An 18,374-nucleotide genomic window follows, 5' to 3' on the forward strand; every position below is an offset into this window, starting at 1 on the left:
CAATTTCAACCGGTTGTATTACTCGGGACTTACGTAAGAGTAAGTCGGAACTGGCATTTGTTTCAATGCGCAGCTCCGTCGCGCGGGTCAGACGGTTCCCGTGGCACCCGTCCGAGAGGCCAGATCGACCGCCGGTCCGGCGTTCGATCGCCCCAGGTAATCGTCCGAGCGCATCTCGATCAGCCGCGAGGCGGTGCGATCGAACTCGAAGGCCTCGGTGCCGTTGGCGCCGCGAAACAGCGCTTCGGCCGGCGCGTCGGCAGACATCACCAGACGCCGCCCGGCATCGTACAGCGCATCGACCAGCATGATGAAGCGCTTGGCCTCGTTGCGCTCGGCCTCGCCCATCACCGGCACGTCTTCGATCATCACCGTGTGGAAGCGCCGGGCGATGGCGAGGAAGTCCTGCGCACCGAGCGGGCGTCCGAGCAGATTGGCGTAGGTAAAGCGCGCCGCCCCGCCGCCGGCCCGCGGCACGGCGACCGTCCGGCCCTTCACCGAGAGCGACGCCGTGCCTTCCTTCGTGCCGGCGAGCAAAGCCGCCCAGGCGGCGTCCATCCGCGCCGCCGCCTCCGGCCCCAGCGGCGTGACGTAGCAGTCGTCGCTGCCGATCGCCGCGAGCCGATAATCCTCGGCGCCGGCCAGTTCGACGATGTCGGTGTTGGCCTTGAGCATGGCGACGAATGGCAGGAACAGCGGCCGGTTGAGCCCGTCCCGGTAAAGGTCGTCAGGGGCGACGTTGGAGGTGGCGACAAGGATGACGCCGGCCTCGAACAGCGCCTTGAACAGCCGCGACAGGATCATCGCGTCGGCAATGTCGGTGACGGAGAATTCGTCGAAGCAGAGCAGCCGCGCCGCGCGGGCGATGTCGGCCGCCACCGGCGGGATCGGGTCGTCGCCCTTGGCGGTCCCGGCCTTCACCGCCTCGCGATGCATGCCGATGCGGGCATGCACGTCGCCCATGAAATCGTGGAAATGCACCCGGCGCTTCGACGCCACCGAGCTCTGGCGGAAGAACATGTCCATCAGCATGGTCTTGCCGCGGCCGACATCGCCGTAGATGTAGAGCCCCTTGATCGGCTCCGTCGGCCGCGACTTGCCGAACAGCCAACCGAGTGCGCTCTGCTTGGAGGCGACGGTCGCGGCGGACAGGACTCGGTCGAGCCGATCCAAATGGTCGGCCAGCCGGCGCTGCGCCGGATCGGCCTCGATCTCGCCGGCGGCGATCAGGCGGTCGAGAGCGGAGCGGACAGGCCCGCGGGCCTGGGCCGGCTCACGCGTGACGGGGCTCGCCATCGAAACTCCAGATCACAACAGTAGGATAAATACGTCGGTCGCCCGCCATGCGGAAAGGCTCACCGGATCGGGGATCGCCACCATCGAACCGGCCGCGCCAGGCGCGGCCGGCTTCTGCCGCCTTAGCGGTAGAGGCTGATCTGCTGACCGCTGGTGGTGGTGCCCTCGTAGCGGGCGCCGCCGGCCGAGTTCAGATTGGCGACCGTCGTGCCGCCGGAATCCTTCAGGACGACCTGGCTGCCCGACACGTCCCAGGCGGAGACGTCGGCGACCGTGCCGGGGCAGCCGCGCGAAGCCGCGCGATAGCCGCCGGTCCACTGCGTCAGCGACAGGATGATCTGGCAGTTGCCCCCCGTCGTGGTGACGCGGTAGGCGCCGAGCACCTCGCCGCGCGTCAGCGGCTGGCCGCTACCGACCGAGGCGACCTGCGTGCCACCCGCGGGTGCGCCAGGCTGCTCGGCCGCTGCCGTGTCCGTCGGGGCATTCATGTCGCTCATGCTCGGCGGCGGCGGCGGCGGTGGCGGCGGCAGCTGGTTGCTGGCCACCTGGCCGGTCGGCGCCGGCGTCAGCGAGCTCGGCCCGCTCGGCATGCTGGTATCCATCGTCGGCATCGAGCGCGAGCAGCCCGCCGCCACGAGGAGCGCGGCCAGCGCCACTCCGGTCTTCATCGATCGCGTCATCGCACATTCCCCCGGGACATGGTCCGTCAATTGCGGGTCCGGGCTGCCTGCCCTGAACCGTTCCCGGCCATAAAGCGGGCGCCGGCCCCTCATCGCAAGGCTCAACTGTGCCAAAATGCGACGCAGGCCAGCGATTGTGACCGTCAATCCACGAAAAACCGGTGAGCCGGGCGGCAAAATCGCGGTGGGCGTGCTTGACAGGCCGGCCCAACCGTCTCGCGCAATTACTCGAGCGGCCGCATGAAATCGCCGGTCTCGGGATCCATCGCCCACAATTCGCCGCGGGCAATGTCGACCCAGGCGCCGTGCAGCGACAGCTTTCCCTCGCTCTCCAGCGCGACGATCGGCGGGAAGGTCCGCAGGTTGGCGATCGAATAGCGGATGGCGATGCGCTCCAGCGCGGCATGGCGCTCGAGATCGGTCATGTGGTCGTTCGAGCCGACGGCGCGCGCCACCGGATCGAGCAGGCTCATCCACTTGCCGATGAAGTCGCCGGGCGACAGCGGCTCGGCCGAGGGCGAGAGCGCCGCATGGATGCCGCCGCAGCCGCCATGGCCGAGCACGACGATGTGCTCGACCTTCAGCGCGTGTATGGCGAATTCCAGCGCTGCCGACGTCGCATGATACTCGCCGTCCGGCTCGTAGGGCGGCACCAGATTGGCGACATTGCGTACGACGAAGATCTCGCCGGGCGCGGTGTCGAAGATGATTTCCGGCGCCGTGCGGGAGTCGCAGCAGGCGATGACCATGGTCTTCGGCTGCTGGCCGGATTCGGCGAGCTGTCGCAGGCGCTGCCGTTCGGACGGCAGCCGCTTGTCGAGGAAGCTCTGGTAGCCGGTGAGAAGGTGCTCGGGAAGAAAGCGCGTCATGGCGAGACCAGTAGCGTTTTGCTGCGGCGCGATCAATCGGGATCAGCGCGGTCGGGCACCATGGCCGCGCCGGTCCTCAGGCCCGCCGGTTGCCGCCGGGAAAGGCGAGGCGGCGCATCTGCACCATCGCCATCGGATGGCGCAGGCTGTCGGCGTCGATCTCCACCGTCAGCTCGTCGGCACCGCGCTTGCGGGTCCGCGCCAGGATCTCGAACACCGTTGCAGTCGTCGTCTGCAGCGCCTTCTCCGAGCCGAGGCCGGAGAGGATGCGGGCGAGAAACACCGCCGCCGTCAGGTCGCCGAGACCATGCGGGGCATCCTCGATCGAGCGATGCTCGGCGAGCAGCGCGGTGAAGTCGTGGACGAGCAGGTTGCCGATGCCGCCGCGCAGCATCGGAAAGGCCGAGGTCACCAGCAGCTTCTCCGGCCCGAGCGCGCTCGCCGCCTCGGCGAGATGGGCGTTGTCGGCAAGCTCGAGGCCGCAGAGCAGCTCCAGCTCGAAGCGGTTCGGCGTCGCGATGTCGGCAAGCGGGATCAGCCGGTCGCGGATGGCCTCCAGGGTCGCCTGCGGCTGGTAGAGCCGGCCCTCGTCGCCGACCACCGGATCGCAGAGATAGATCGCCTTCGGATTGACGCGCTTGACCGCCTCGACCAGCCGAGCCGCCGGTTCCACCTGCGTGGCATCGCCGAAATAGCCGGTGATGATGGCGCCCACTTCGCCGAGCCAGGGCGAGCCGGCGAGGTCGTCGACCAGGGCGGCGAAATCGCCCGGCGGCGGCACGATCCGCGTCGCCTTGCCGTGGCCGGCATGCCAGGGCAGCGTCACCGTCGGCACCGACCAGACCGGGAAGCCGAGCGATTCCAGCGCGAAGACCACGGCGCGATTGCCCACCGTGCCGCGCGCCACGTGGCTGGAGATCGAGATCACCGCCGGGCGGTCGCCCTGATGCATGGGTTCGGCTGTCGACACGGGGCTCAGTCGCCGAAGAGCTGGGAAGCAAGCAGCAGGGAGAGGACGACGAACCCGACGACGCCGGCCAGCCGGCCGATCCGCGTCCCGATGACCTCGATCCGGTCGTTTTGGTCGGCGTCGCCGGCCATGAAATGTTCCCGCGTCCGCGTCAGCATCGCCTCGGTATGCGCCCCGACCTGCGGCTCCGTCTCCTGGCGGACCCGGTCGAGAATGGCCTTGGCCTCGCGCTGGCGTGCATCGTCGTCATGATGGCGTGTCATGACAGAAGCAGTGTCCGAAAAGCCCGCCGAGGGCAACTGCCCGCCGCGATGTTCGGCTTCTGGATCGTGAACCGATGGGCTAGAGTGCCGCGCAACGGGCCCCGCTGCCCCAGCCTACCGGAGACCACCATGCAGATTGCCGACCGCGCCCGACCGTCCGGCGCCCGGGCCCTCCTGACGGGCCTCGCCCTGATGCTCCTCGTGCCGCTGCTTTCGGCGTGCGGGATCAACGCCATCCCCACCTACCAGGAGCAGGCGCGGGCCGCGTGGGCACAGGTCGAGAACCAGTACCAGCGCCGCAGCGACCTGATCCCCAATCTCGTCGAGACGGTGAAGGGCTTTGCCGAGCAGGAGCGCGAGGTGCTGACCGCGGTGGTCGAGGCGCGTGCAAGAGCCACCCAGACGCAGATCAATGCCGACCAGTTGACCGACCCGGCCGCCGTGCAGCAGTTCCAGGCGGCGCAGGACGAGCTCTCCGGCGCGCTGTCGCGCCTGCTCGTCACCGTCGAGGCCTATCCGGAACTGCGGTCGAACCAGAACTTCCTCGCGCTGCAGAGCCAGCTGGAAGGCACCGAGAACCGCATCTCTGTGGCCCGCCGCGACTATATCGAGGCGGTGCGGGTCTACAACACCGAGCTGCGTACCATCCCGGGCCGCTGGATCGCCGCCATCTTCTATTCCGATGCCGAGCCGATGCAGCCCTTCACAGCCACTGCGGGATCCGAGACCCCGCCAACGGTCAATTTCGGCAACTGATGGCCGGGCGGATCGGGCGTACCGTGCGAGCGATGACGATAGCTGCGGCGGGCCGGATGGCGGTCGCTCGGCTGGCGACGCTCGCCCTTTTGGTGTTGCTGGCCCTTCCGGCCGGCGCGCAGGAGTTCCCGGCCCTTACCGGCCGGGTGGTCGACACCGCCGATCTGCTCGACCCGGCGGCCGAGGCGGCGCTGACCGAGCGGCTCGCCGCCTTCGAGACGACGTCCAGCGACCAGGTCGTGGTCGTCACCGTCCCGGATCTCCAGGGCTTCGAGATCGCCGACTACGCCAACCGGCTCGCCCGGCAATGGGCGATCGGCCAGGCGGGCGAGGACAACGGAGTCGTCTTCCTCGTCAGCCGCGACGACCGCGAAGTGCGGATCGAGGTCGGCTACGGGCTCGAAGGCACGCTCACCGATGCGCTGTCGAGCCTGATCATCCAGAACGACGTCCTGCCGGCCTTTCGCGCCGGCGATTACCCCGGCGGCATCACCGCCGGCGTCGACGGCATCCTGCAGGTCCTCTCCGGCGACGCCGCCGAGCTGGAGGCGCGGGCCGAGCGCAACCAGAACTGGAGCGAGGAGGACGTCGCCGAAGGGCTGTTCTCGCTGTTCTTCTTCGGCGTCTGGGTCTTCGTCATCGGCATGTTCCTGATGACGCGCCTGGCGCGGATGCGCGGCCGCAAGGTCGGCAAGAACCGCTATCGCTGGCTCGGCATGACCTGGGCGATGGGTGCCGGATCCGGCATGGGCGCCGGCGGCTTCGGTGGCGGCGGCTTTGGCGGCAGCGGTGGTGGCGGATTCTCCGGCGGCGGCGGCTCGTTCGGCGGCGGCGGATCCTCGGGGAGCTGGTAGATGGCGCAATTGACCTTCACGCCGGCCGACCACGCCCGCATCACCGACGCCATCCGCGCCGCCGAGGCGGGAACCACCGGCGAGATCTACGCCGTGTTCGCGCGGTCCAGCGACGCCTATGTCTTCGTCCCGGCGACGGTCGCGCTCGGCCTGTCGCTGCTGGCGGCGCTCGTCGCCGTCCTGCTGGCGCCGCTGGCAGGCTTCGCCATCTCCGCGCTGGCTCTCGTGCTGAGCCAGGTGGCGGCAACGGCGTTGCTGCTGGTGCTCTTCGCCGCGGTGCCGCGCCTGCGCCTCGCCTTCGTGCCGCAGAGCATCGCCGAGGAACGGGCGCACCGCACCGCGCTGGCGCAGTTCTTCGCCCACAACCTTCATTCGACCAAGGGGCGGACCGGGATCCTGATCTTCGTGTCGGAGGCCGAGCATTATGCCGAGGTTCTTGCCGATGCCGGGATCGCGGCGAAGGTGCCGCAGGAAGCTTGGGACACGATCGTGGCAAGGCTGATCGAGGCGGCGAAGGCCGATCGGCTGGCGGAAGGCTATATCGCGGCGATCACCGCCGCCGGCGCGATCCTCACCGAGCATTTCCCGGGCGACCACCGCAACCCGAACGAGATTCCCGATAGGCTGGTCGAGATCTGAAACTCGTCCAGTGCCGGCATCTGACGTCCAGCTACCGCGCCATCGAATGGTATTCGGCGTTCGGGCGCATGTCGGTGGCCGCGGCGACGCGGTTCGACATGGCGAAGAAGGCCGCCACCGACGCGATGTCGAAGATCGCCCGGTCGCTGTAGCCCGCGTCGCGCAGCGCCTGCCTGTCCGCCTCGACGATCGTGTCCGGCCGCTCGGTCAGCTTGACGACGAAGTCGAGCATCGCCGTGCGCTGCGCATCGAGCCCGGCGGCCCGCCAGTTCTGGGCGACCGCCTCGCCGAAGCCGGGATCGCCCGAGAGCTGGCGCACCGACGCGCCGTGCGCCGTCAGGCAGTAATGGCAGTGGTTGATCGCCGAGACGACCACCGCGATGATCTCGCGATCGAGCTTGGAGAGCTCGCCCGGCGCCAGCATCAGCTCGTTGTAGAAGGTCGAGAAGGCATCGAGCTTGGCTTCGTCGAACGCGTAGGCGCGGAGCACGTTCGGCACGAGGCCGAGCTTCTCGACGCATTTGGCGAAATATGTCTCCGTCCGCTCCGAGAGCGGCGCCTCCGGCATCAGCGCGAGCGCCGTCACCGGCCGTGGTTCCTGATCGTCCATCCTGCCTCCCCGGGCGCCGCGATCGTCATCCTGCCGTCGAACATTGGGCGCACTCCCCTATGATAGGTCGCGCAGGCTACGAGGGCGACCGGCAGGGGCTGACCATGAACCATCGCGATATCGGCAAGGCGGAGATTCTGACGGCGGTGGTGGCCGCGGCCGGGGAGGGCAGCCAAGCCGCGACACTCGCCCCCCTGCTGTTTGCGCGCCCGCCCGCCGACGATCTCGCGGCCTTTTCGCCGGAAGCCCTCGCGGCCGCCGCGGCCGCCGCCGCCGCCGCCCTCGATGCGCACCGCCCCGGCCGGACCATCGTGCGCATCGAGCGACCCCCCGGCTTTACCCGCGGCGACGACGCCCAGGACCTGATCACCGTGGTCAGCGACGACATGGTCTTCCTGTTCGATTCCGTCACCGCCGAAATCGTCGAGAAGTCGCCCGGCATCAACTACATCTCCCACCCGGTACTCGACGTCCGGCGCGGCTCGGACGGCGACCTGGAGAGCTTTTCCGTCACCCACCCGAGCGACCCCGGCTCCGGGTCGGCCTTGCGAACCAGCCTGATCCAGTTCGCCGTCGAGCCGCTCGGCGAGCGCGAGGCAGCGCCCGCGTTGAAGGCTTCGCTCGAAGGCATCCTGACCGAGGTGCGCCAGGCCAACACCGATTTCGGCGCGATGCGCGAGCGCGTCACCGTCGCTGTGGAAGCGCTGCGGCGTCGGGCCGAAAGCCTTCCCGATGACCGGGAGCGGACGCTCATCGCCGAATCGACGGCGCTGCTCGAATGGCTGCGCGACGACAATTTCATCTTCCTCGGCTGCCGCGAATACGACTATCTTGCCGAAGCGGGCGGCGAGGCGCTGGCCCGCCGCTCGGAAGACGGGCTCGGAATCCTCGCCGATCCAGACGTGCGCATTCTCGGCCGCGCCACCCGGCCGCTGACGACGACGCCGGAGATCCGCGCCTTCCTCGAGGCGCCGACGCCGCTGATCGTCACCAAGGCCAACGCCCGCTCGCGGGTGCACCGGCGGGCCTACATGGATTACGTCGGCATCAAGGAATACGACGAGGCAGGCCGCTTCGCCGGCGAGGTCCGTATCGTCGGCCTGTTCGCCTCCAGCGCCTATACGCAGTCGATCCTGACCATCCCGTATCTGCGCCTCAAGGCCGAGACGGTGATCGCCCGCTCCGGCTTCCGCCCCGGCTCGCATTCCGGCAAGGCGCTGCTCAACGCGCTGGAATCCTATCCGCGCGACGAGGTCTTCCAGATCGACGTGGAGCTGCTGGAAGAGTTCGCGGCCACCATCGTCGAGCTCGGCGAAAGGCCGCGGGTGCGGATCCTGCCGCGCGTCGACCGCTTCGACCGCTTCGTCTCGGTGATCGTCTTCGTGCCGCGCGACCGCTACGATTCGCGCCTGCGCGAGCGAATCGGGACGCTGCTCGCCGAGGCCTATGACGGGCATGTCTCGGCCTACTACCCGGCCTTCCCGGAAGGGCCGCTCGCCCGCGTCCACATCATCATCGGCCGCATCGACGGCAAGACGCCGGACGTCGATCCGGCGCGCCTCGAGGCCCGTATCGTCGAGATGGCGAAGAACTGGGACGATGCCTTCACGGCTGCCCTCGCCAGCGCCGGCCGGCCGGCCGATCTGGCGACCGTCGCGCCCGGCCTGCCGGACAGCTATCGCGACGTGATCGCGCCTGCCGAGGCGGTCGGCGATGCCGAGATCATCCAGAACCTGCAGCCGGGCCAGGCGCTGCAGATGGATTTCTACCGCCGCGACGGCGATCCGGCGGAACTGCTGCGCCTGAAGATCTATCACCTCGGACGGGCGGTCTCCCTGTCGACGCGGGTGCCGATCCTCGAGAACATGGGGTTCGGCGTCGTCTCCGAGCGGACCTTCCGGATCGTCCGCCCCGACGGCGAGATCGTCCATCTGCACGACATGGACCTCGTGCGCCGGCGTGGCGGCGCCATCGAGCTGGATGCTGCCGGACGCCCGCTGGAAGCGACCTTCGCCGCGGTCAGCGCCGGCCGGATCGAGAATGACGGCTTCAACGCGCTGGTGCTGGAGGCCGGGCTCGGCTTTCGCCAGGCCAACGTGCTGCGCGCCTATGCGCGATACCTGCGGCAGGCGGGGCTCTCCTACTCGCAGGATTATCTGGCCGAGGCGCTGCTGCGCCAGCCGGCCATCGCCCGGCTGCTCTGGCAGCTCTTCGAGACCGCCTTCGATCCGTCCCGCGAAGCGGCATCCGACACGGCGCCCGGCCCGGAGGACGACACGCTCGCCGAGCCGGAACGGCGCAGCGCCCGCAACGCCGAGGCGCGCGGCGCCGGCGATGTCCACGCCGCCATCATCGAGGCGCTGGACGACGTCGATTCGATCGACGACGACCGCATCGTGCGGCGCTTCCTCGGCGTGATCCTTGCAACGCTGCGGACCAATTTCTATGCCGTAGACGGCATCTCCGACGCCGGCGATTCCGAGCCCGGCCACGTCGATCCGGCCCTCGCCTTCAAGCTCGATTCCGCCGCCGTCGAAGGCTTGCCGGCACCGGTCCCGTTCCGCGAGATCTTCGTCTTCGACGCACGGGTGGAAGGGGTGCATCTGCGCTTCGGCAAGGTGGCGCGCGGTGGCCTGCGCTGGTCCGACCGGGCGCAGGACTACCGCACCGAAGTGCTCGGCCTCGTGAAGGCCCAGCAGGTCAAGAACGCCGTCATCGTCCCGGTCGGCGCCAAGGGCGGATTCTATCCCAAGAAGCTTCCCGACTCCTCCGATCGCGACGCCTGGTTCGCCGCCGGCCGGTCGGCCTATGTCGTCTTCATCGCCTCCCTGCTGTCGGTCACCGACAACATCGTCGGCGACGCTGTTTCGGCGCCGGCGATGATCAAGCGCTACGACGGCGACGATCCGTATTTCGTCGTCGCCGCCGACAAGGGCACCGCGACCTTTTCCGACACCGCCAACGCCATTGCCCAGTCTGTGGATTTCTGGCTCGACGATGCCTTCGCCTCCGGCGGCTCCGCTGGCTACGACCACAAGGCGATGGGCATCACCGCCCGCGGTGCCTGGGAAGCGGTGAAACGGCATTTTCGCGAACTCGGCCGCGACATCCAGGCGGAGCCCTTCACCGTCGTCGGCTGCGGCGACATGTCGGGCGACGTCTTCGGCAACGGCATGCTCCTGTCGCGCGAGACGAAGCTGATCGCCGCCTTCGACCATCGCGACATCTTCATCGACCCGGAACCCGACCCGGCGACATCCTTCGAGGAACGCCAGCGGTTGTTCGCGCTGCCCCGTTCCTCCTGGGCCGATTACGACCGGGCCAGGCTCTCGGCCGGCGGCGGCGTCTTCTCGCGGCGCGAGAAGCTGATCAGGCTCTCGGACGAGGCCGCCGCTGCGATCGGCTGGGACCGCCGCCAGGGCACGCCGGCCGAGGTCATCACCGCGATCCTCAAGGCACCGGCCGACCTCCTCTGGTTCGGCGGCATCGGCACCTATGTCCGCTCCTCGGCCGAGACCAACGCCGATGTCGGCGACCGCGCCAATGACGGCCTGCGCGTCACCGGGCTCGACCTGCGGGCGAAGGTCGTCGGCGAAGGGGCCAATCTCGGCGTCACCCAGAAGGGCCGCATCGAGTTCGCCCGCGCCGGCGGCCGGATCAATTCCGACGCCATCGACAATTCAGCCGGGGTGAATACCTCCGACGTTGAGGTCAACATCAAGGTCGCGCTGAAGGGCCCGATGTCGGAGGGACGGCTGTCGCGTCCCGATCGCGACACGCTGCTTTCCTCGATGACCGACGAGGTCGCCGAACTCGTGCTTGCCAACAATTACGAGCAGACGCTCGCGATCTCGCTGGAACAGCGGCTGGGCGTCTCGGCGCTGGCGCTGCAGGCGCGTTTCATGACCATCCTGGAAGCGGCGGGCGCGCTCGATCGCACCGTCGAGACGCTGCCAAACGACGCTGCGATCGCCGATCTCCGCGGCGCCGGCAGCGGCCTGTCGCGGCCGGAGATCGGCGTCCTGCTGGCCTACGCCAAGATCACGCTGTTCGACCAGCTGGTCGCCGGCTCGCTCCCGGACGATCCCTATCTCGAAGACCGGCTGATCGACTATTTCCCGGTGCCGATGCGCCGCGACTTCGCCCGCGACATCAAGGGCCACCGGCTGGCCCGCGAGATCGTCGCGACGGTGCTCGCCAACGAGATGGTCAACCGCACCGGACCGACCTTCGGCACGATGCTGCGGGAGGCGACCGGCGCCTCGCCGTCGGACGTGGTGCGGGCTTTCGTCGCCGCCAAGGACGGGCTCGACGTGCGCTCGCTCTACGAGCGGGTGGATGCGCTGGACGGCCGGCTGCATGGCGACGTCCAGAACGCGCTCTATGCCGAGATCCGGCGGTTCCTGATCCGCACCACGCGCTGGTTCGTCCGCAACGAGCGGTTCGAGGGCGGCCTCACCCCGGCCATCGTCGACAGCCGCGAGGCGCTCGCGCGGCTGCGCCCGGGGCTGCTCGATCTGGCCACCGACGCCGCGCGCCAGGAAGCCGGCCGCCGCGCAGCGCAATGGGTTGAAAAGGACGTGCCCGAGGCGCTTGCCGCCGACATTGCGGCGCTGCCGCTGGTCGCGCTGGTGCCGGACATCGCCGCTGTCTCACGTGAAACAGGAGCGCCGCTGGAGCGCACCATCGCCTGCTATTTCGCCCTCACCGACCTGTTCCAGATCGGCCGGCTCGAGGCAGCGATGTTCGGCATCGAGACCGCGGACTACTACGAGATGCTGGCCCTCGACCGGGCGGGCAGCGAGATCGCCAGCGCAAGGCGGCGCCTGACTGCCGACGCGCTCGGGTCGCATCGCGATGCCGACGACCCGGCGGCGGCCTGGGCCGCCAGCCGCAAGGACTCCGCCGATCGAATCAGCACGCAGATCGCCGCCCTGGCGGGGTCGGGCGAGACGTCCGTCGCACGGCTCACCGTCGCCGCAGGTCTGCTGGCGGATCTCGCCACCTAGAACGACGACAGGCGACATCAGCCCTCGGGCCGAAGTCGCCTGTTCCTGCGGGAATGCGGGGCCGCACCCCGGACTATTTCTTCTTGTCGTCGCTCTTTGCGGCGAACTTGCCCGGCACGGTCGACGGAACCGGTGCCACCTTCTTGTCCGCTTTGGGTTTGCGGACTTCCTTGTTGCTGCGCATCTGACCCTTGGCCATGGCGATATCCTCCAGATCATGATCGATCCAAGGCTCTCGATAGCATAGGGCCAGCCCGCCGTGCAGCCTCCGCCTTAAGCCTGACGACAAGCCGTGCTTGCTCATGGACGCGGCGGGACGTAGAGCCTGTCGCGGGCACCATCGGGTCCATGAATGACGCTCCCGTATTTTTCGGGGGCGAGGAGCGACACGAGCATGGCCGACGCAACGATCGACCGCGACGGGCCCCCTTACCGGACGCCGCTGCGGCGCCCTGGCGTCTGGGCCTGGATGACCTTCGACTTCGCAGCGCAACCGCTGTTCACCGTCATCATCACCTTCGTCTTCGGCCCCTATTTCGTCTCCCAGCTGGCACCCGATCCCGCCACCGGCCAGTTCTGGTGGAGTGCCGCCGCGACGGTCGCCGGCCTGTTCATCGCGCTGCTCTGCCCGCTGCTCGGCGCCGTCGCCGACCGGGCCGGTCCTCGCAAGCCCTGGATCGCCGCCTTTGGCGTCGTCCAGGTCACCGCGCTGGCGCTGTTGTGGTTCGCCGCGCCCGGCTCGCCGCTGGTGCTGGTGGCGCTGCTGATCGTTCTTGCGCAGATCTCGGCGGAATTCTCGATCGTCTTCAACGACGCGATGATCCCGCGCCTCATCCATGTCCGCTCGATCGGCCGCGTCTCGAACATCGCCTGGGGCCTCGGCTATGCCGGCGGCATCATCTTCTTGATGTTCACCCTCGCCTTCCTTGCCGGCTCGACCGAGACCGGCCTCACCCTGCTCGGCCTCCAGCCGCTGTTCGGGCTGGATCCGGCGCTCGGCGAAGGCGCCCGCGCCACCGGCCCGCTCGCGGCGCTGTGGTACCTCGTCTTCGTCCTGCCGATGTTCTTCCTCACCCCGGACCGCAAGCCGGAGCGGCCGATCGGCGCCGCCGCGCGCGACGGGATCAAGGACCTCAAGGCGACCTTCCGCGAGATTCGCTCGAGGCCGGATCTCTTCCGCTTTCTTTTGGCGCGGATGTTCTATCAGGACGGCGTCAACGGCCTGCTGATCCTCGGCGGCGCGTTCGCTGCCGGCATGTTCGGCTGGTCGCTGACCGAAAGCGGTCTCTTCGGCATCATCATCAACGTCGCGGCCATTGCCGGCTGCCTCCTCGCCAGCGTCCTCGACGCAAAGCTCGGCTCGAAGGGCGTCGTGGTCATGTCGATCGTCTGCCTGGTCGTCGCGACGATCTGCATCGCCTCGACCGCCCCCGGTTTCACCCTGTTCGGATTGCTGACCTTCGCCCCGGTTGCCGAAGGCGGCCTGTTCGCCAGCGGCGCCGAGCGGAGCTTCGTCGTCTACGGCATGCTGATCGGCCTCGCCTACGGGCCGGTGCAGGCGTCCTCGCGCTCCTGGCTGGCGCAGTCGGTCACCGCCGAGGAGGCCGGCCGGTATTTCGGCTTCTATGCGCTGATCGGCCGGGCGACGTCGTTCCTGGCGCCCGCCTCGGTCGCCGCGCTGACGGCGATCGCCGCGTCGCTCACCGACCCGGTGACGGCGTCGCGGATCGGCATGTCGGCGATCATCGTGTTCTTCGCCATCGGCCTTGCGGTGCTCTGGAACATCCGCGGACCGTTGCGGCAGGAAGGCTGACAGCAAGGGGAAGTGGGGCCGCCGGAACGGCGCGAGGCCGGGAAGGCGGGCGCTGGTGAGCGTCGCCTCCCGGGCCGGGCACTGGGGTCGGTGCCTCGGTCGAACACCTCCGGGGTAAAGGTGTTCGACGGCGAGGCCGCCAGTCCATCCGTGGTCGGCCTCACCGGAACAGGTCTTTGTCCCATCGCCGGTTTGCGCGAGGCTTTCGCCGGGCCCCGGGACGCTGGCGTCAGTGGCGGAAGTGCCGCATCCCGGTCATCACCATGGCGATACCGTTCTCGTCGGCAGCGCGGATGACCTCGTCGTCGCGCATCGAGCCGCCCGGCTGGATCACTGCCGTCGCGCCCGCCGCGACCGCCGAGAGCAGCCCGTCGGCGAACGGGAAGAACGCATCTGACGCCACCGCCGACCCGCGCGTCAGCGGCTCGGCCAGCCCTGCCGCCTCGGCGGCGTCCTCGGCCTTGCGGGCGGCGATCCGGGCCGAATCCACCCGGCTCATCTGGCCCGCGCCGATCCCGACGGTCGCGCCGTCGCGGACATAGACGATGGCGTTCGACTTGACGTGCTTGGCGACCCGGAAGGCGAATTTCAGGTCCTCGAGTTCGGTCGCGCTCGGCGCGCGCTTGGTCACCACCGTCAGGTCGAGATCGTCGACGACGCCGTTGTCGCGCGTCTGGACGAGCAGGCCGCCGGCAACCGACTTCACCGTCAGGCCGGGTGCACTGCGATCGGGCAGGCCGCCCGTGATGAGCAGGCGGAGGTTCTTCTTCGCCGCCACGACCGCGATCGCGTCGTCGTCCGCTTCCGGGGCGATGATGACCTCGGTGAACACTTCTACGATCGCCTCCGCCGCCTGCCGGTCGAGCCGGCGGTTCAGCGCGACGATGCCGCCGAAGGCCGAGACGGGATCGCAGGCGAGCGCCTTGCGGTAGGCCTCGACGAGGCTCGTCCCCTCGGCGACGCCGCAGGGATTGGCGTGCTTGATGATCGCGACGGCGGCGCTTTTGGCGGGATCGAACTCCGCCACCAGCTCGAAGGCGGCGTCGGTGTCGTTGATGTTGTTGTAGGACAGCGCCTTGCCCTGCAGCTGCCGCGCCGTCGCAACGCCTGGCCGCCTCTCGCCGGTCTTGTAGAAGCCGGCGCTCTGGTGCGGGTTCTCGCCGTAGCGCAAGGTCTCGGACAGCGTTCCGGTGAAGCTGCGGATGGCGGGCATGTCACCGATATCAGCGGCGAACCATTTGGCGACGGCAGCGTCATAGATCGCGGTGGCGCCGAAGGCTTGCATGGCAAGGCGCTTGCGCAGCGACAGTGTCGTGTGTCCGGCGTCCTGCCGCAGTTCCTCGAGCACCGAGCCGTAATCGGCCGGATCGACCAGAACGGTGACATAGCCGTGGTTCTTGGCCCCGGCGCGGATCATCGCCGGGCCGCCGATGTCGATATTCTCGACGATCGTCGCACGGTCGGCGCCGCCGGCCAGCGTTTCGGCGAACGGATAGAGATTGACCGCCAGGAGATCGATGCCCTCGATGCCGTGCGCCGCCATCGCCGCCGCATGGTCCGCATCGTCGCGGATCGCGAGCAGCCCGCCGTGCACGCTGGGGTGCAACGTCTTGACCCGACCGTCCATGATCTCCGGAAAGCCGGTCAGCTCGGCGACGTCCCGCACCTTCAGGCCCGCCGCGCTCAACGCGCGGAACGTGCCGCCGGTCGAGACCAGCTCGACGCCGAGCTCGGCGAGACCCGTGGCGAAGGGCACGAGGCCGGTCTTGTCGAAGACCGAGAGCAAAGCGCGGCGGACCGGGACGCGGTCTGGCAGGGGCGTGGCGTTGGCTTCGACGGACATGCGGCTTCCCGTGATCGTGGCTGAAGCCCGTCTGATAGTCGCCGCCCGGCCGCCGGGCAATGCCTCGACCTCGAAGCTTACGGCTTCTCCCGGACCGGCGGCGCGTCGCCGCGCATCGGCGCCGAGCGTTCACCGAGATCGTCCAGCGTGTTGGGCAGGACCCCGACGGCACGGTTCATGCCGCAGCCGGCGAGCAGCAGGGTGAGGGCGAGGACGGATAGGGTTCGGATCATGCCAGCTAGCTGGGGCGGTGCCCTGATCCTGTAAAGGCTTCGACCCGCTCTCGCGGGAACAGCCGCGATCATCGGCCGTTTCAGCGAAAGATCACTGCGCAAAGGAGGACGCCATGCCCCAGGGCGACAAGTCCAAATACACCGACAAGCAGGAGCGCAAGGCCGATCACATCGCCGAAGGCTACGAGAAGCGCGGCGTGCCGGAGGACGAGGCCGAGCGCCGCGCCTGGGCGACCGTCAATAAGGACGATGGCGGCGGCAACAAGTCCGGCTCCGGCCGCGGCAAGGAGACCGGCAATCCGGCCGCGCACAAGGGCGGCAAGAAGGGCGGCGAAGCCGCCGCCTCGCGATCCGCCGAGGAGCGCTCGCAGTCGGCGAAGAAGGCCGCCGCCACCCGAAAGCGCAACGCCGCCAGCTAGATCGTGAAGCGATGGGGCGGACGATTGATCGCCCACCCCACGCTGCGTTCGGGGCGCTATTCCTGGCGGTGGAACACCATGCCGCTATGGTACAGGACGCCGTCGCGGAACTCGCCGTCGGCGGTGAAGCCGGTGTCGTCCCAGTAGTCGATGTGATCGCCGCGGACCTCGTAGCGCCCCTGATAGGCGCTTTCGCGGGTTCCCCGCGCCTCGTCGTAGCGCCCGTTCGGCAGCAGTTCGTGGCGGACATGCCGGTCCTCCGTCACCCACATCCCGACATAGGGGTGGGTCTGCGTTGAGGCCGCGGGTGCATTCTGTCGTGTGGTCATCTCGGCCTGAGCCTCCGGTGCGACGAGTGATGCCGCGGCGATGGAAACGAGCGGCAAAGCGAGTAAGGACGACCGCCTCATCGGCTTGCGGTGGGTCGCACCACGATCTCGTTCACGTCGACATCGTCCGGCTGCTCGATGGCGTAGCGGACGGCGCGGGCGATCGCGTCCGGCTTGAGGGCGATGGTGCGATAGGCCTTCATCGCCTCGGCTGTCACGGGATCGGTGATCGTGTCGGCGAGTTCGCTCTCGACGACGCCCGGATGCACGCAGGTGACCCGGATCTGGTCGTTCTCCTGCCGCAGCCCCTCGGAGATCGCGCGCACCGCGTATTTCGTGGCGCAGTAGACGGCGGCCGTCGGCACCACCCGCAGCGCACCGATCGAGGCGATGTTGACGATATGGCCGGAGCCCCGCGTCGTCATTTCCGGAAGCACGGCGGCGATGCCGTAGAGCACGCCCTTGATGTTGACGTCGACCATCCGGTCCCACTCGTCGACCTTCAGTGCCGCCATCGGCGACAGCGGCATAACCCCGGCATTGTTGACGACCACGTCGACGCGGCCGAAGCGCTCCCGCGCCGCTTCCGCAAAGGCCGCGACATCGGCGCGATCGGTGACGTCGAGGCGGCGCACCAGGACCTCGCCGCCGATTTCTTCGGCAAGTGCCTCCAGACGATCGGTGCGGCGGGCGCCGAGGGCGAGCCGGGCGCCGGCCAGGCCGAGTTCCCTGGCGATGGCAGCGCCAATGCCGCTGGAGGCACCGGTGATCAGGATGGTCTTGTCGAGGGACATCGGGATTATCCTTTCGTGACGTCTTCGATGGTCAGAAGGATAGGCGCGTGGCATTGTCCCGATAAGCCGATGATTCCTAACCAGACTGAAAAGCCCTGCTAACCAATGCAGCTCGATCTTAATGCAATCTCGGTATTCGCCATCGTCGCGGAAGAGCGGAACTTCCGCGCCGCCGCCGATCGGCTGGGCGTCACCCGCTCGGCCGTCAGCCAGACGATCCGCCGCATCGAGGAGAGCCTCGGCGTGGCGCTGGTCCAGCGCACGACGCGCAGCGTCAGCCTGACCGAAGCCGGCCAGCGGCTCCACGCCGAGATCGCCCCGGCGGTCGCCGACATCCGTACGGCGCTCGAGGAAGCGACGCTCCAGACCGGGCGCCCGCGCGGCCGATTGCGCCTCGCCGTCTCGTCGATCGCCGAGCGTTTCCTGTCGGGGCCGTTTCTCGCGGACTTCGCCGCCGCCAATCCCGAGGTGGCACTCGACATCACCGTCACCGACGAGGAATTCGACATCGTCGCCGAAGGCTTCGATGCGGGCGTGCGTCTCGGCGAAGTGATCGAGCAGGACATGATCGCGGTCGCGGTGGCCGGGGACGAGCGGCAGCTGGCAGTGTGCGCGCCGTCCTATCGCGATCGTTTCGGCGTGCCGTCACATCCGGCCGAGCTCGCCTTGCATGACTGCATCGGCTGGCGGCCGTCTCCGAAGGCAGCCCCCTATCGGTGGGAGTTTGCCGAAGCGGGCAAGGAGTTCCGCGTGGCGGTTCCGCCGCGCTTCACCACCAATGACATGGCACTGATGATCAAGCTCGCGGTCGCCGGCGCCGGCATCACTTTCGGCATGGAGCAGAGCTTCCGCCCGATGATCGAGCGCGGCGACCTGATACCGATCCTCGAGCCGTACAGCCCATACTTTGCCGGCTTCTATCTCTATTATCCCAGCCGCCGGAACGTCGCGCCGAAGCTGCGCGCGTTGATCGACCATGTGCAGCGCGGGCGTTGAT

The 18,374-nt window shown here is 68.7% G+C and carries 18 protein-coding genes; 7 read left to right on the top strand and 11 right to left on the bottom strand.

What is annotated here, in order from left to right:
- Nucleotides 1–87 precede the first annotated feature (87 nt).
- From zapE to GTW51_RS16740, 5 genes are all read right to left on the bottom strand, one after another.
- Nucleotides 88–1,296, bottom strand: a complete 1,209-nt coding sequence (zapE, locus tag GTW51_RS16720) for a cell division protein ZapE (protein ID WP_163045183.1) — start codon at nucleotides 1,294–1,296, stop codon at nucleotides 88–90.
- Nucleotides 1,297–1,418: 122 nt separating this feature from the next.
- Nucleotides 1,419–1,976 carry a protease inhibitor Inh/omp19 family protein gene (locus GTW51_RS16725; RefSeq protein ID WP_163045184.1) on the bottom strand — a complete coding sequence of 186 codons (558 nt, stop codon included), beginning with the start codon at nucleotides 1,974–1,976 and terminating at the stop codon, nucleotides 1,419–1,421.
- A gap of 224 nt (nucleotides 1,977–2,200) precedes the next feature.
- The gene (locus tag GTW51_RS16730; protein ID WP_163045185.1) at nucleotides 2,201–2,845 is read right to left on the bottom strand and encodes a carbonic anhydrase; all 645 of its coding nucleotides are present in this window, start codon (nucleotides 2,843–2,845) and stop codon (nucleotides 2,201–2,203) included.
- Between the two features lie 76 nt (nucleotides 2,846–2,921).
- Nucleotides 2,922–3,797, bottom strand: a complete 876-nt coding sequence (pdxY, locus tag GTW51_RS16735; protein ID WP_163045259.1) for a pyridoxal kinase PdxY — start codon at nucleotides 3,795–3,797, stop codon at nucleotides 2,922–2,924.
- A 23-nt stretch (nucleotides 3,798–3,820) separates the two neighbouring features.
- Nucleotides 3,821–4,078, bottom strand: coding sequence for a hypothetical protein (locus tag GTW51_RS16740; RefSeq protein ID WP_163045186.1), 258 nt, complete (start codon nucleotides 4,076–4,078; stop codon nucleotides 3,821–3,823).
- 129 nt (nucleotides 4,079–4,207) lie between these two features.
- On the opposite strand from GTW51_RS16740, the gene GTW51_RS16745 reads away from it, so the two are divergent.
- Genes GTW51_RS16745 through GTW51_RS16755 form a run of 3 tightly spaced genes read left to right on the top strand, consistent with a single transcriptional unit; the run spans nucleotide 4,208 to nucleotide 6,327 of the window.
- A complete protein-coding gene (locus GTW51_RS16745; RefSeq protein ID WP_163045187.1) occupies nucleotides 4,208–4,834 on the top strand; it encodes a LemA family protein in 627 nt (208 codons plus the stop codon).
- Between the two features lie 56 nt (nucleotides 4,835–4,890).
- Nucleotides 4,891–5,688 carry a TPM domain-containing protein gene (locus GTW51_RS16750; RefSeq protein WP_163045260.1) on the top strand — a complete coding sequence of 266 codons (798 nt, stop codon included), beginning with the start codon at nucleotides 4,891–4,893 and terminating at the stop codon, nucleotides 5,686–5,688.
- On the top strand, nucleotides 5,689–6,327 hold the full coding sequence (locus GTW51_RS16755) for a TPM domain-containing protein (protein WP_163045188.1): 639 nt from the start codon (nucleotides 5,689–5,691) through the stop codon (nucleotides 6,325–6,327).
- Nucleotides 6,328–6,358: 31 nt separating this feature from the next.
- Here the strand turns inward: GTW51_RS16755 and GTW51_RS16760 are convergent, their stop codons facing one another.
- Entirely contained in the window at nucleotides 6,359–6,937 is a 579-nt protein-coding gene (locus GTW51_RS16760; RefSeq protein ID WP_203566142.1) for a peroxidase-related enzyme, read from the bottom strand.
- A gap of 59 nt (nucleotides 6,938–6,996) precedes the next feature.
- Here GTW51_RS16760 and GTW51_RS16765 point away from each other — a divergent pair, with 59 nt between their 5' ends.
- Nucleotides 6,997–11,946 carry an NAD-glutamate dehydrogenase gene (locus tag GTW51_RS16765; RefSeq protein ID WP_246233231.1) on the top strand — a complete coding sequence of 1,650 codons (4,950 nt, stop codon included), beginning with the start codon at nucleotides 6,997–6,999 and terminating at the stop codon, nucleotides 11,944–11,946.
- Nucleotides 11,947–12,019: 73 nt separating this feature from the next.
- Here the strand turns inward: GTW51_RS16765 and GTW51_RS24365 are convergent, their stop codons facing one another.
- Nucleotides 12,020–12,145: a hypothetical protein gene (locus GTW51_RS24365; RefSeq protein WP_281354625.1), complete on the bottom strand. Its 126-nt coding sequence runs from the start codon at nucleotides 12,143–12,145 to the stop codon at nucleotides 12,020–12,022.
- A gap of 195 nt (nucleotides 12,146–12,340) precedes the next feature.
- Between GTW51_RS24365 and GTW51_RS16770 the strand changes: the two genes are divergently transcribed.
- Nucleotides 12,341–13,759 carry an MFS transporter gene (locus GTW51_RS16770; protein WP_163045190.1) on the top strand — a complete coding sequence of 473 codons (1,419 nt, stop codon included), beginning with the start codon at nucleotides 12,341–12,343 and terminating at the stop codon, nucleotides 13,757–13,759.
- A 229-nt stretch (nucleotides 13,760–13,988) separates the two neighbouring features.
- Here GTW51_RS16770 and purH read toward each other — a convergent pair whose 3' ends face one another.
- Together purH and GTW51_RS16780 are read right to left on the bottom strand one after the other, a co-directional pair.
- Nucleotides 13,989–15,602 carry a bifunctional phosphoribosylaminoimidazolecarboxamide formyltransferase/IMP cyclohydrolase gene (gene purH / locus GTW51_RS16775; RefSeq protein WP_163045191.1) on the bottom strand — a complete coding sequence of 538 codons (1,614 nt, stop codon included), beginning with the start codon at nucleotides 15,600–15,602 and terminating at the stop codon, nucleotides 13,989–13,991.
- Between the two features lie 77 nt (nucleotides 15,603–15,679).
- Nucleotides 15,680–15,835 (bottom strand): hypothetical protein, encoded by a 156-nt coding sequence (locus GTW51_RS16780; RefSeq protein WP_163045192.1) that lies wholly within the window; start codon nucleotides 15,833–15,835, stop codon nucleotides 15,680–15,682.
- Nucleotides 15,836–15,948: 113 nt separating this feature from the next.
- Here GTW51_RS16780 and GTW51_RS16785 point away from each other — a divergent pair, with 113 nt between their 5' ends.
- Nucleotides 15,949–16,254, top strand: coding sequence for a type II toxin-antitoxin system RelE/ParE family toxin (locus GTW51_RS16785; RefSeq protein WP_163045193.1), 306 nt, complete (start codon nucleotides 15,949–15,951; stop codon nucleotides 16,252–16,254).
- A 56-nt stretch (nucleotides 16,255–16,310) separates the two neighbouring features.
- Here GTW51_RS16785 and GTW51_RS16790 read toward each other — a convergent pair whose 3' ends face one another.
- Nucleotides 16,311–16,583: an Atu4866 domain-containing protein gene (locus GTW51_RS16790; protein WP_425483272.1), complete on the bottom strand. Its 273-nt coding sequence runs from the start codon at nucleotides 16,581–16,583 to the stop codon at nucleotides 16,311–16,313.
- A gap of 77 nt (nucleotides 16,584–16,660) precedes the next feature.
- On the bottom strand, nucleotides 16,661–17,377 hold the full coding sequence (locus GTW51_RS16795) for an SDR family oxidoreductase (RefSeq protein WP_163045195.1): 717 nt from the start codon (nucleotides 17,375–17,377) through the stop codon (nucleotides 16,661–16,663).
- 105 nt (nucleotides 17,378–17,482) lie between these two features.
- On the opposite strand from GTW51_RS16795, the gene GTW51_RS16800 reads away from it, so the two are divergent.
- On the top strand, nucleotides 17,483–18,373 hold the full coding sequence (locus tag GTW51_RS16800) for a LysR family transcriptional regulator (RefSeq protein WP_163045196.1): 891 nt from the start codon (nucleotides 17,483–17,485) through the stop codon (nucleotides 18,371–18,373).
- Nucleotide 18,374: the final 1 nt, after the last annotated feature.

Origin of the sequence: Aurantimonas aggregata (assembly GCF_010500835.1) — a bacterium.
Taxonomy (GTDB): Bacteria; Pseudomonadota; Alphaproteobacteria; order Rhizobiales; family Rhizobiaceae; genus Aurantimonas; species Aurantimonas aggregata.